Below are 12,961 nucleotides of genomic sequence, written 5' to 3' on the forward strand. Positions count from 1 at the left end.
GAGGAACCAGATGGCTGAGCGCGGGGACGAGAGTCTTGTGCACACCCTCAAGAAGGTCGCCGCCGTGCTCAAGCAGTCCGAGATTCCGTTCGCCCTGGGCGGCAGCTTCGCCGTCTACGCCCACGGAGGCCACTCCAGCGATCACGACGTCGACTTCCTGATCCGGGAAGTGGACGTGGAACAGGCGCTGCAGGCCCTGGTGGCCGCCGGTTTCGTCGCCGAGCGCCCACCGGAGGACTGGCTGGTCAAGGTCTTCGACGACGGCCGGATGGTGGACCTGATCCACCGGCCGATCGAGACGCCGGTGACCGAGGAGACGTTCGCCGACACCGTCATCCGGCCGGTGGACGCGATTCACATGCCGGTGCTGTCCGCCACCCAGCTGATGGTGCACAAACTGCTCAGCTTCTCCCAGCACTACTGCGACTTCGCCCGCGGCCTGCCGCTGGCCCGCTCGCTGCGGGAGCAGATCGACTGGGAACGGGTACGCAAGGAGACGCAGCACTCGCCGTACGCCGAGGCGTTCCTGGTGCTGCTGGACCGGCTGGAGGTGGTGCCGGCCGCCGGCACCCAACCAGGAGAGGGGACATCGTGACCCACCATCGCGACATCGACACCGGGCCACCGGACGAGTACGTCGAAGCGGAGATCCAACGGTTGCTCGTCGAGGACCCCGCCGTCGCCGAACAGGGGATCACCGTGATCCGGCGGGAACGCGCCCTCGTGCTCTACGGCGAGGTGGAGAGCCCGCACCGGCGGGAGGAGATCCTGCGTCTGGTGTCGGAGCGCTTTCCGGACGTGCCGGTCACCAGCGACATCGGGGTGATCCGCGCGCAGGCGCCCACGGAGATCGAGCAACTGCCCTGAGGGAGGTTCCATGGTGATCCGGATCGCCGCCGTGGGCGACGTGCATCTGGACGAGGACGTCGTCGGTCGGTTCCGACCGGCGTTGGAGGAGCTGCCGGAGTGTGCCGACGTGCTGCTGCTGGCCGGGGACCTGACCCGGCACGGCACCGAGGCCGAGGCGCGCTGCGTGGCAACGGAGTTCGGTGGGTTGGCAGTGCCGGTGGTGACCGTGCTGGGTAACCACGACCACCAGTGTGACCAGGTGCCGCAGGTGGTCAAGGTACTGGAGGACGCGGGCATCACCGTGCTGGAGGGCAACGGCGTCGTGCTGGACTGCGCTGGTGGTCGTCTCGGCATCGCCGGCGTGAAGGGCTTCGGCGGCGGGTTCGCCGGCCGGTGCGCGAGTGACTTCGGCGAGCCGGAGATGAAGGCGTTCGTCCGCACCACCACCGACAGCGCGGACCGGCTCGGTGCGGCGCTGCGCTCGTTGGACTGCGACATGCTGGTGGCGCTCACCCACTACTCGCCGGTGCCGGACACACTGGCCGGTGAACCGTTGGAGATCTACCCGTTCCTCGGGTCGTACCAGCTGGGGCAGGCGATCGACTCGGCGCCCACGGCACTGGCCGTGCACGGGCACGCGCACGCCGGGACCGAGCGCGGCACGACCCCCGGTGGGGTACGCGTCCGCAACGTCGCACACCCGGTGATCAAGCAGGCGTACAGCGTCTTCCACGTTGGCGATCAACTCGACACCGACCAGGTTTCCCCGATCGGCCAGTCGGGTAGTCAGAGGTCATGGAGCTGATTCTCTGGATTCTCGCAGTCGTACTCGTGGTCGCCGGCATCCTCGCGCTGTTCCGCCGGCAGATCCTGTGGGGCATCGTCCTCATCGTCGTCGGGCTGTTGGTCGGCCCGGGTGGTGTCAGCATCTTCAATTAGCGCTCATCATCGGTAACACCGGGACCCGCCGGGGTCGCCGCGACCGGAGCTTCGTCCTCCCGACAGAGGCACCGGCCGCAGCGATCCCGGCGCTTTCGTGTCCGGCGGTTTGCCACCGCCGATCCGCGGAAACATCTTGACTATGGAGACATCTCAGAACGCCCCGAGGACCTCCGGCCGCCGCCGGTGGTGGGCCCTCGTCGGCTTCGGGGTGGCGGTTTTCATCGCCGCCGCCATCGGCGGGCTGGGCGTGCAGGGCACCACCGACGAGTACGCGAGCCTGCGGCAGCCCGACTGGGCGCCGCCCTCGTGGCTGTTCGGCCCGGTCTGGTCGCTGCTGTACGCACTGATCGCGGTGGCCGGCTGGCTGGTGTGGCGACGGGTCGGCTTCTCCCCCGCACTCTGGGCCTGGACCGCCCAACTGGTCCTCAACGCCATCTGGACCCCGCTGTTCTTCGGCGCGGGGCAGTACGGACTGGCGTTCGCCGAGATCGTGCTGATGTGGTTGGCGATCGGCCTCACCGTGCTGCTGTTCACCCGGGTCTCCCGGGTCGCCACCGCGCTGATGCTGCCCTACTGGGCGTGGGTCACCTTCGCCGCCGCGTTGAACCTGTCGATCTGGCGGCTGAACGCCTGACCGGCGGATCTCCGGCGGGCGCTCGCCCGCCGGAGACCGGCCGTCCGCTGCCTCAGCAGCGAGGGACGTTCGGGATGTAACCGTCGTAACCGGTGTAGACGTACGCGTCGGCGATGAACCGCCCGGCGCCGATGCGGTCCCAGATCGTGCTGGTGCCGTAGGTGCCGGTGACGCTCGTGCCACTGGTCTGGCAGGCGATGGTCACCCGGGTGCCATCGGCGACGGTGCCCACCGAGGCGTACCCGGTGCCGGGACCGGAGCGGACGGTCAGCGGCGTGCCGCTGGTGTCGACGGTGCCGTTGCCGCTGCCCGACGAGCACCCGTTGCCACTGGTGTAGCTCTTGGTGCCCCAGTAGAGCGCGAGGCTGCCGTTGAAGCGGACCTGGATGTCGGCACCGTTGAGGCGCTGCTCGTAGTGCAGGTGCGGGCCGGTCGATCCCCCGGTGCTGCCGACCCAGCCGATGACCTTGCCGTACCCGACCGTCTGCCCGACCGAGACGTTGAAGCCGCTGAGGTGCGCGTAGTAGGTGCTGTAACCGCCCCCGTGGTTGATTCGGACGTATTTGCCGTAGCTGGTGCCGCCGAGGTCGGTGACCCGGTCGACGGTGCCGGGGGCGCTGGCGACCACCGGGTCGCCGGCGTCGTCGGTGCGGTTGAAGTCGATGGCGTACGCCGGGCTGTGATCCGACCGGGTCTGCCCGGACCAGGTCTGCCCGCACGGGAAGGGCACCCTGAAGGTCGGCGCGGCCAGCGCGGGCGTCGCCGGCGCCAGCGCTCCCCCGACCAAGAGACCCGTCACCAGCAGGCTGATCCACCGCTTTCGCATACAGCTCCTCCTATGTCGAAAACCTTCGATGCGTAGGCATCAGCCTGACAGATATCGTCACTCTTCGAAAGAGTCCGAAGCGTGCCCCGGGAGCGCGCCCACCAGGCAGCCGGCAGGTTTCCGGATTGTTACTCGGTCGTGTCTGGCAGGGGGTGGACCCAGCCGGATGCAAGCGCTTACATGTGTGCACGCCCAATCGGACCGGCGACGGGTCACCAGCGAGACCGCGCCGGCTAGGAAGGAGGACGGCATGGCGGTCTTCACCAGACCACGCCAGGCCTTCGTGATCGCCGGCGTACTCGGGCTGGCGCTCAGCGCCACCGCCTGCGGTACCGGCGACGACAAGAAGAGCAGCAACGCGGGCTCCGCGGAGTGCGCCGCATACGACAAGTACGACGGCCACGACGGCAAGAAGGTCTCCATCTACGCGTCCATCCGTGACGCCGAGGCCGATCTGCTCAGGAACTCCTGGAAGACGTTCGAGGACTGCACCGGCATCGAGATCGACTACGAGGGCAACGCCGAGTTCGAGGCGCAGCTCCCGGTCCGGGTCGACGGCGGCAACGCGCCCGACCTGGCCTTCGTGCCCCAGCCGGGCCTGGTCAAGCGGTTCGCCGACGCCAGCAAGCTGAAGTCCCTCGGTGCCGACACCAAGACGATGGCCGAGCAGAACATGCCGGCCGACTGGCTGAAGTACGGCACCGTCAACGGCACCCTCTACGGTGTGCCGCTCGGCGCCAACGTGAAGTCCTTCGTGTGGTACTCGCCGAAGCTCTTCAAGGAGAAGGGCTGGACCGTCCCCACCAGCTGGGACGACATGATCAAGCTCAGCGACACGATCGCGGCGAGCGGCATCAAGCCGTGGTGCGCCGGCATCGAGTCCGGTGACGCCACCGGCTGGCCGGCCACCGACTGGATCGAGGACGTCATCCTGCGTACGCAGGGCCCCGAGGTCTACGACCAGTGGACCACCCACGCCATCCCGTTCAACGACCCGCGGATCGTCGACGCCGTCAACCGGGCCGGCACGATCCTGAAGAACGAGAAGTACATGAACGGCGGCTTCGGCGGGGTGAAGAGCATCGGCACCACCGCCTTCGGTGAGGCCGGCCTGCCGGTCACCACCGGCAAGTGCGCCATGCACCGCCAGGCGTCGTTCTACGCCAACCAGTTCCCCGAGGGCACCAAGGTGGCCGAGGACGGCGACGCCTTCGCGTTCTACTTCCCGGCCATCGACACGGCCAAGGGCAAGCCGGTGCTCGGCGCGGGCGAGTTCGTCGTCGGCTTCGCCGACCGCCCCGAGGTGCAGGCGGTGCAGACCTACCTCGCCTCGGCCGAGTACGTCAACAGCCGCGCGAAGCTCGGCAACTGGGTCACGGCGAACAACAAGCTGGACATCGCCAACGTCGCCAGCCCGATCGACAAGCTCTCCGTCCAGATCCTGCAGGACAAGACCGGCGTCTTCCGCTTCGACGGATCCGACCTGATGCCGGCCGCGGTCGGCGCGGGGACGTTCTGGAAGGGCATGGTCGAGTGGATCAACGGCAAGGACACCGCGTCGGTGCTCCAGGGCATCGAGAGCAGCTGGAAGTGATCTGAGCGGTGGGCCGGTCCGCACCTGCGGGCCGGCCCACCGACGGATCTGGACCTGGGAGGGTCGATGGAGTTCGACTTCGCTGAGGAGCAGCCGAAGTTCCTCATGCTGATGTACGGGCTGATCGCTTTCGTCGCGGTGGTGGGCGGTCTGCTCCTGCTTCTCGACGTGGTGCCGGCCTGGTTCGCCCGCCGTCGGGAGGCGCAGCTCGTCGCCGCGTCCGCCAGCGGCGCCCCGCTCCCCCGCCGACGCAAGCAGGGGGAGGGACTCTTCGCGCTCTTCTTCCTGCTGCCGACGCTGCTACTGCTCACGGTCGGGTTGGTCGTGCCGGCCATTCGCACCACGCTGCTCTCCCTGATGGATGGAAGCAGCACCAACTGGGTCGGACTGCGCAACTACAGCTGGATGTTCTCCGACGACTCGATCGTCCGGGTTCTGATCAACACCCTGGTCTGGGTGGTCCTGGTCCCGTTGGTGGCGACCGGGTTCGGCCTGATCTACGCCGTACTTGTCGACAAGGCCCGGTTCGAGGCGGTCGCCAAGTCACTGATCTTCCTGCCGATGGCCATCTCCTTCGTCGGCGCCAGCATCATCTGGAAGTTCGTCTACGCCTATCGGGGCGAGGGCGACCAGATCGGTCTGCTCAACCAGATCGTCGTCAGCCTCGGCGGCGAGCCGAAGCAGTGGTTGCTGGAATCGCCGCTGAACACGCTGCTGCTGATCGTCATCATGGTCTGGATCCAGGCCGGCTTCGCCATGGTGGTGCTCTCCGCCGCGATCAAGGCGATCCCCGGTGACATCGTGGAGGCCGCCCGGCTCGACGGCGTCAGCCCGTGGCAGATGTTCTGGCGGATCACCATGCCGAGCATCCGGCCGGCGCTGATCGTCGTGGTCGTGACGCTCACGATCGCCACGCTCAAGGTCTTCGACATCGTCCGGACCTCGACCAACGGCAACTACGACACCAGCGTGATCGCCAGCGAGATGTACAACCAGGCGTTCCGGTACGGCCAGAACGGGCAGGGCTCCGCGCTCGCGGTCTTCCTCTTCATCCTGGTCATCCCGGTCGTGATCTACCAGATCCGCAACCTCCGTCAGCAGCGGGAGGGCTGAGATGACCACCGCAACGCCCACCGTCGCCGTCGGCACCCAGAAGACCGACGGCACCCCGACCACCACGGCCGCCCGGGTCCGCAAGCGGTTGAACAGCCGCACCGCGACGCTCGTCTCGATCGTCATCGCGGTGCTCTGGACCATCCCGACCTTCGGCCTGCTCGTCTCCTCCCTCCGCCCGGAGGACGAGATCAAGACCACCGGCTGGTGGACGGCCTTCACCAACCCGCAGTTCACCTTCGAGAACTACGAGCAGGTCCTGTTCGGGCGGTCAGCGTCCTCCGGACAGCTTGCCGGTTCCTTCATCAACTCGCTGGCGATCACCATCCCGTCGGTGCTCTTCCCGCTCGCCTTCGCATGCCTCGCCGCGTACGCGCTCGCGTGGATCAACTTCCGCGGCCGGGACTGGGTCTACATCGCGATCTTCGCGTTGCAGATCGTGCCGTTGCAGATGGCCCTGGTGCCGTTGCTGAAGTTCTTCTCCACCGGCGTCAGCCTCGGCGGCGTCACCCTGATGCCGGCGTGGGACCTGGTCGACGAACAGAAGTTCGCCCAGGTGTGGTTCGCGCATACCTGCTTCGCGCTGCCGTTCGCCGTCTTCCTGCTGCACAACTTCATCTCGCAGCTGCCCGGGGACCTGATGGAGGCGGCCCGGGTCGACGGGGCCACCCACCCGAAGATCTTCCGCACCATCGTGCTGCCGCTGATCACCCCCGCGCTGGCGGCGTTCGGCATCTTCCAGTTCCTCTGGGTCTGGAACGACCTGCTGGTCGCGCTGATCTTCGCCGGTGGCGGCAACGAGACCGCCCCGCTCACCGTCAAGCTCGCCGAGATGGCCGGCACCCGGGGCAACGAGTGGCAGCGGCTGACCGCCGGTGCGTTCGTGTCGATCGTCGTACCGCTCATCGTGTTCCTGTCCCTGCAGCGCTTCTTCGTGCGAGGTCTGCTCGCCGGCAGCGTCAAGGGCTGACCGCGCGCCCGCCGTCGCCTGGCCCCTCGGGCGGCGGCGGGCACCGGGCACCGAGCGGGGGTAACCGTGACGAGGATCGATGATGTGGCCCGACTGGCCGGGGTCTCCACGGCCACCGTCTCACGGGCCCTGCGGGGGCTGCCGACGGTCTCGGCCGCCACCCGGCGCCGGGTACTGGCCGCCGCCGAACAGCTCGACTACGAGGTCTCACCGAGCGCGTCCCGGCTCGCCGGTGGTCGCACCGGCACTGTCGCGGTGGTCGTTCCCCGCATCACCCGGTGGTTCTTCAGCACCGTCGTCGAAGCGGTCGAGGAATACCTCCACCAGTCCGGCTACGACCTGCTGCTCTACAACCTGGGCGGCCGGGAACAGGTCCGCCAGCGGGTCCTGCGGACGGCCAACCTGCACAAGCGGGTGGACGCCATCATGCTGGTCGCCACGCCCCTGCGTCCGGCCGACCTGACCGCGCTGGCCACGCTGGACCTGCCCGGAGTCACCATCAGCTCGGGCAGCAGGGTGCCCAACTGGCCGTGCGTACGCATCGACGACGTGGCCGCCGCGCGGGTCGCCACCAAGCATCTGATCGACCTCGGCCACCACCGGATCGCCCACATCTCCGGCGACCCGGACGACGAGTTGGCCTTCACCACCCACCTCGACCGACGGCGGGGTTACCAGGCGGCGCTGCGCTCCGCCGGCCTGCGACCCGACCCGACCCTGGACATCGAGTCCACCTTCACCATCGACGGCGGCAACCGGGCCACCGCCGAACTGCTGGCCCGCGGCGAGCCGCCGACAGCGATCGTCGCCGCCTGCGACGAGATGGCGATGGGCGCGATGACCGCCCTGCGCGACGTCGGGCTGCGGGTGCCGCAGGACGTCAGCGTGGTCGGTATCGACGACCACTACCTGGCCGGTGTGCTCGGGCTCAGCACCGTCGCCCAGCCCGCCGCCGAGCAGGGCCGGCTCGCCGCACAGATGCTGCTCGACCCGCTCGGGGCCCGACCGCCGAACCCTGTCGTCAGTCAACGGGGCACCGGTTGCGACACTCCGGTGGTCCTGCCCACCCGGTTGGTGGTGCGGGATTCGACAGCGCCGCCCCGGGCACATTGAAATCAACACACCGCAACACGGGAGACGACCCTGAACACCGACCCGACGCAGCAGACCTCCTCCGACCAACCGGCCACCGGCTGGTGGACCGAGGCCGCCATCTACCAGATCTACCCCCGCTCGTTCGCCGACTCGGACGGGGACGGAATCGGTGACCTGCCCGGCATCACCGCCCGCCTCGACCACCTGGTCGAGCTGGGCGTGGATGCGGTGTGGCTCTCTCCCTTCTACCCGTCGCCGCAGGCCGACGCCGGCTACGACGTGGCCGACTACCGCGACATCGACCCGCTGTTCGGCACCCTCGCCGACGCGGACAAGCTGATCGCCGAGGCCCGTTCCCGCAACCTGCGGGTGATCGTCGACCTGGTGCCGAACCACACCTCGTCGGCGCATCGCTGGTTCCAGGCCGCGCTGCCGGCCGCGCCCGGCAGCCCGGAACGGTCCCGGTACATCTTCCGGGACGGCCGAGGCCCGGACGGCGACCAGCCGCCGAACGACTGGCAGAGCGTCTTCGGTGGTCCGGCCTGGACCCGCACTGTCGACGCCGACGGGCAGCCCGGCCAGTGGTACCTGCACCTGTTCGACACCGGGCAGCCGGACCTCAACTGGGACAACCCGGAGGTGCACGCGGAGTTCCTCGACGTGCTGCGGTTCTGGCTGGACCGCGGGGTGGACGGCTTCCGCGTCGACGTGGCGCACGGCCTCATCAAGCAGGCCGACCTGGCCGACTGGCAGGAGCCCCAGGAGATCCTCTCCGGCAACGAGATCGACAAGCCCCGCCCGCCGATGTGGGACCAGGACGGTGTGCACGAGATCTACCGGCAGTGGCGGCAGGTTCTGGACAGCTACCCCGGCGAGCGGGTGCTGGTCGCCGAGGCCTGGGTGGAACCGGCCGAGCGGTTGGCCCGCTACGTCCGCCCGGACGAGATGCACCAGGCGTTCAACTTCGAATACCTGCTCGCGGCGTGGACCGCACCGGCCCAGTACGCGGTGATCACCCGCTCGCTCGAGGCGACCGACTCGGTCGGCGCGCCGACCACCTGGGTGCTGTCCAACCACGACGTGGTGCGGCACGCCTCCCGGCTCGGCCTGCCGGTCGGCACCGTACGCCCCAACGGCATCGGTATCGGTGACCCGCAACCCGACGCCGCACTCGGTCTGCGCCGGGCCCGGGCGGCCACCGTGCTGATGCTCGCGCTGCCCGGCTCGGCGTACCTCTACCAGGGCGAGGAGCTGGGGCTGCCCGAGCACACCACGATGCCCGACGAGGCCCGGCAGGACCCGACCTGGGCGCGCAGCGGGCACACCCAGCGCGGCCGGGACGGCTGCCGGGTGCCGATCCCGTGGGAGGCCGACGCCCCGTCGTACGGCTTCGGACCGACCGACGCCAGCTGGTTGCCGCAGCCCGCGCTCTGGGCGGAGTACGCGCTGGACCGCCAGCGCGACGTGCCCGGCTCGACGTACGAGCTGTACCGCGCGGCGCTGCGGTTGCGCCGTGCCCACGGGCTGGGCCGCGGCACCCTGGAGTGGTTGTCCTCCGGCGACGAGGTGCTGAGCTTCCGCAACGGTGAGCTGACCGTGTTGACCAACTTCGGTGCCACGCCGGTACCGGTGCCGGCCGGCGCCGAGGTGCTCGTCGCCAGCGCGGCGCTGGACGACGACGGCGCGGTCCCGACCGACGTGACCGTCTGGCTGCGCGGCTGATCTCGCGCCGACCGGCCCGCCCCGGCCACGCGGTGCGGGCGGGCCGGTCGGTGCGGGCGGGCCGCTCGGTGCGCGACGGCCCGCTTTGGAGCTGATGTCGTAAACGATTCACGCCCGCCTGCACCTCGCCAACCTCAAGATCGCGCTACTTCCACGATCTAGTGGCCTCCGTCCGCCAGGAGGCGACTAAAACCAGGAAGTAGCGCGATCTTCAGGTTGGCGCGCGGGGTCAGGTGCGCGAGGCGGGGTGCTCGGGGTGTCAGAGGCGGTCGGCTCGGTTGTGGAGCAGGTCGTGCACGTTGTCGATGTCCGCCGGTGAGGTCCGCGAGGCGAGCCAGTACATGACACCGGTCGGGATGAAGAAAAGCTGGAACGCGGCCAACCCGACGGCGAAGTTCAACGGTGGCGGGAATGCCGTTCGCAGTGCCTGGAAGGCCACCCCGACCAGCCCGTTGCCGGCCGCGCGACCGACACCGTTGACGAGGTTGCCCAGGCTGTAGACAGTGCCCCGGTGCTCCGGCGGGTTGACGTCGGCGATCAACGCGAACCAGTTCGGCGAGTTGGCCGAGGTCAACGCGAGCGCCACGATCGCGGTGAGCAGGCTCAGCCCGACCGACGGCTCGGTGAACACACTGGCCAGCACCGCGCCGACCACCGCGCCGCCGCTCGCGCCGTCCGGCACGTCGATGGTCACCGGGACGAAGAACAACACCAGGTAGAACGGCAGCGCGGCGAGGATGCCGACCGAGGCGACGAGTGCGCGCCCCCGCGGTGTCCGCCGCTGCACCGCGTCGCCGATCAACCCACCCACGATGGACAGCACCCCGCCGAGCTGGAACAGGGTGGCGAACACGCTGCCCACCACCACCGCCGTGGACGTCGAGTAGCCCTGGGCCTCGGCCCGTTCGGCGAAGAGCACCGGCAGCCAGACCAACGAGCCGAACGCGGCCTGCGCGGTCAGCCCCTGCAGGATCAGCCACCGGTTGGTCCGCCGGGCCAGGATGCGCGGCAGGTCGGCGCGGCTGATCCGGTAGTCGTACTCGGCACCGGCGTCGAGCCTGCCGGCCAGTTCCGGCTCGCTCTGGCCCCGTCGGATGTCGTACGTGAAGAAGTAGGCGAGGGTGGCGACCAGGCCGACGCCGGTCAACAGCAGGAACGGCCGCCGCCAGTCGGCCGCCCCGAGCAGCCCGCCGACGAGCGTGCCGGCGAGGGTGCCGATGCCCTGGGAGAGGCCCCAGAAGCTCATCACCAACCCGCGCCGGGTCGGCGAGATCAGGTCGGTGACCACGGAGAAGCCCACCGAGCCGACCGCGCCGAGGCCGACCGCCGCGACCAGCTGCGCGGACAGGAACGTCAGGTAACCGCCGGCGAGCGCGCTACCGCCGGTGCCCGCCGCCCAGAGCAACGTGCCCACCATGAGCAGCGGCTTGCGGTTGGTGCGGTCCCCGACGTACGCCCAGCCGACGGCCGCGACCGAGCTGACCAGGAAGCTGACCGCGGTGACCACGCCGAGCAGCCGCCCGGACACGTCGAACGCGTCGGAGATCGGACCGTACAGCGGGGGGACCAGCCCGATCGCCACGTTGTCCAGCGAGGCGAGCAGCACGAACACCACGACGCTGTACAAGCGGTGCGCCGGCCCACCGCCCCGACCGTGCGCGCGCAGGCCGGGCCCGCCACTGGTCACCGTCATGACCGGCAGCCAACCAGACTCCGTGCGGGCGCGCGTCACGCGGGTGGCCGCCGGTCACCGTCGACCGGCGGCCACCCGCACAGATCGCGACGCTCAGCGTCGGTCGAGCACCAACCCGCGGGCCGCGGCGTACTGGTCGCGGACGGCGGGAACCGCCGCTGCCGCGTACTCCTCGGTGCCCTCGACCGCCCAGGTCGGCGGCGCGGCACCGCCCAGGGCGACCCAGGCGGCCTGTCGGGCGGCCCCGTCGGCGACGTACTCGCCGGCCGGCGGGACGACGACCGGGCAGCCGAAGACCTGCGGGGCGATCTGACGGACCGCGGCCGACCGGGCTCCGCCGCCGATCAGGATGACCCGGCGGGCGACGGCACCCTGCGCGATCAACGCGTCCAGGCCGTCGGCGAGCGCGCAGAGCATGCCCTCCACGGCGGCCCGCGCCAGGTGCGCCGGGGTCGAGGTGCGCAGGGTCAGCCCGTGCACCGCGCCGGTGGCGAGCGGCCGGTTCGGCGTCCGCTCACCTTCCAGGTACGGCACCATGACCAGCCCGTCCGCCCCGGCGGGGGCGGAGAGCGCCAGCTGGGCCAGCTCGTCGAGGTTGACGCCGAGCATCGCGGCGGCGGCGTCCAGCACCCGGGCGGCGTTGAGCGTGGCGACCAGCGGCAGGAAACGACCTGACGCGTCGGCGAAGCCCGCCACCGCGCCGCTCTCGTCGCCCGCCGGCACGTCCGCGACGCTGAACACGGTGCCGGAGGTGCCGATCGAGACGATCACGTCACCCGGCCCGGCACCGACACCGAGCGCGGCAGCGGCGTTGTCCCCGGTGCCCGCACCGAGCAGCGCCCCACCCGACCCGCCCAGGTCGTCGGCGAGCTTTCCCGCCGACTCCGCCGGACCGAGCACCTCGGGCACCACCAACCGCCGACCGAAGCCCTGCTCCAGCAGGTCCAGTCGGTAGTCATCGGTGGCCGGCGACCAGTAGCTGGTGCCGCTGGCGTCGCCCCGGTCGGTACGCAGCGCGCCCAACCCCGGTGCGCCGGCCAGCCGCCAGGTCAACCAGTCGTGCGGCAGGCAGACGGCGGCCACCCGGGCCGCCAGCTCCGGCTCGTGACTGGCCAACCACCGCAGTTTGGTCAGGGTGAAGCTGGCCACCGGAACGCTGCCGGTCGCCTCGGCCCAGAACCGGCGCCCGGCCGCGCCGCCGCCGGCCTCCTCGATGAGATCGGCGGCGGCGTCGGCGGATCGGGTGTCGTTCCACAGCAGCGCCGGGCGGACCACCCGGCCGTCCTCGTCGAGACACACCATGCCGTGCTGCTGGCCGGCGACGGAGATCGCCGCCACGTCGGCGAACCCGCCGGCCTGGTCGGCGGCGCTGCGCAGCGCCTGCCACCAGGCTTCCGGGTCGACCTCCGTGCCGTCCGGGTGCGGTGCCCGGCCCTGCCGGAGCAGGGCACCGGTCTCCGCGTCCCGGATCACCACCTTGCAGGACTGGGTGGACGAGTCAACGCCTGCGACCAACGGCATGG

At 70.2% G+C, this 12,961-nt stretch carries 12 protein-coding genes and 1 pseudogene; 10 read left to right on the forward strand and 3 right to left on the reverse strand.

Annotated elements, in window-relative coordinates; translation table 11 throughout:
- Positions 1 to 7 precede the first annotated feature (7 nt).
- The 5 genes and pseudogenes from AB0C03_RS22985 to AB0C03_RS23005 form a co-directional block, all read left to right on the forward strand.
- A pseudogene (locus tag AB0C03_RS22985) lies at positions 8 to 595 on the forward strand (nucleotidyltransferase family protein); the annotation flags it as partial.
- Positions 592 to 867, forward strand: coding sequence for a hypothetical protein (locus AB0C03_RS22990; RefSeq protein ID WP_030333304.1), 276 nt, complete (start codon positions 592 to 594; stop codon positions 865 to 867). The pseudogene AB0C03_RS22985 and the gene AB0C03_RS22990, both read left to right, overlap by 4 nt.
- 10 nt (positions 868 to 877) lie before the next feature.
- Complete coding sequence (locus AB0C03_RS22995; RefSeq protein ID WP_030333302.1) at positions 878 to 1,654, forward strand: metallophosphoesterase family protein; 777 nt, start codon at positions 878 to 880, stop codon at positions 1,652 to 1,654.
- Entirely contained in the window at positions 1,645 to 1,788 is a 144-nt protein-coding gene (locus tag AB0C03_RS23000) for a GPGG-motif small membrane protein (protein ID WP_007464364.1), read from the forward strand. The genes AB0C03_RS22995 and AB0C03_RS23000 overlap by 10 nt, the downstream gene beginning before the upstream one ends.
- A gap of 142 nt (positions 1,789 to 1,930) precedes the next feature.
- Positions 1,931 to 2,425 (forward strand): TspO/MBR family protein, encoded by a 495-nt coding sequence (locus AB0C03_RS23005; RefSeq protein ID WP_030333300.1) that lies wholly within the window; start codon positions 1,931 to 1,933, stop codon positions 2,423 to 2,425.
- A 52-nt stretch (positions 2,426 to 2,477) separates the two neighbouring features.
- On the opposite strand, the gene AB0C03_RS23010 is transcribed toward AB0C03_RS23005, so the two are convergent.
- A complete protein-coding gene (locus tag AB0C03_RS23010; protein WP_030333297.1) occupies positions 2,478 to 3,251 on the reverse strand; it encodes a M23 family metallopeptidase in 774 nt (257 codons plus the stop codon).
- A gap of 250 nt (positions 3,252 to 3,501) precedes the next feature.
- On the opposite strand from AB0C03_RS23010, the gene AB0C03_RS23015 reads away from it, so the two are divergent.
- The 5 genes from AB0C03_RS23015 (at position 3,502) to AB0C03_RS23035 (ending at position 9,745) form a co-directional block, all read left to right on the forward strand.
- On the forward strand, positions 3,502 to 4,845 hold the full coding sequence (locus AB0C03_RS23015) for an ABC transporter substrate-binding protein (RefSeq protein ID WP_030333296.1): 1,344 nt from the start codon (positions 3,502 to 3,504) through the stop codon (positions 4,843 to 4,845).
- A gap of 66 nt (positions 4,846 to 4,911) precedes the next feature.
- The gene (locus AB0C03_RS23020) at positions 4,912 to 5,958 is read left to right on the forward strand and encodes a carbohydrate ABC transporter permease (RefSeq protein WP_030333294.1); all 1,047 of its coding nucleotides are present in this window, start codon (positions 4,912 to 4,914) and stop codon (positions 5,956 to 5,958) included.
- A 1-nt stretch (position 5,959) separates the two neighbouring features.
- Complete coding sequence (locus AB0C03_RS23025) at positions 5,960 to 6,928, forward strand: carbohydrate ABC transporter permease (RefSeq protein ID WP_030333292.1); 969 nt, start codon at positions 5,960 to 5,962, stop codon at positions 6,926 to 6,928.
- A gap of 66 nt (positions 6,929 to 6,994) precedes the next feature.
- Entirely contained in the window at positions 6,995 to 8,041 is a 1,047-nt protein-coding gene (locus AB0C03_RS23030) for a LacI family DNA-binding transcriptional regulator (protein WP_030333290.1), read from the forward strand.
- A 30-nt stretch (positions 8,042 to 8,071) separates the two neighbouring features.
- Positions 8,072 to 9,745, forward strand: a complete 1,674-nt coding sequence (locus tag AB0C03_RS23035) for a glycoside hydrolase family 13 protein (protein WP_357638926.1) — start codon at positions 8,072 to 8,074, stop codon at positions 9,743 to 9,745.
- A gap of 259 nt (positions 9,746 to 10,004) precedes the next feature.
- On the opposite strand, the gene AB0C03_RS23040 is transcribed toward AB0C03_RS23035, so the two are convergent.
- Complete coding sequence (locus AB0C03_RS23040) at positions 10,005 to 11,438, reverse strand: MFS transporter (protein WP_030333287.1); 1,434 nt, start codon at positions 11,436 to 11,438, stop codon at positions 10,005 to 10,007.
- Positions 11,439 to 11,531: 93 nt separating this feature from the next.
- Positions 11,532 to 12,959 (reverse strand): xylulokinase, encoded by a 1,428-nt coding sequence (gene xylB, locus AB0C03_RS23045; RefSeq protein ID WP_030333285.1) that lies wholly within the window; start codon positions 12,957 to 12,959, stop codon positions 11,532 to 11,534.
- Positions 12,960 to 12,961: the final 2 nt, after the last annotated feature.

This window comes from Micromonospora parva, from assembly GCF_040649675.1.
GTDB classification, from domain to species: domain Bacteria; phylum Actinomycetota; class Actinomycetes; order Mycobacteriales; family Micromonosporaceae; genus Micromonospora; species Micromonospora parva.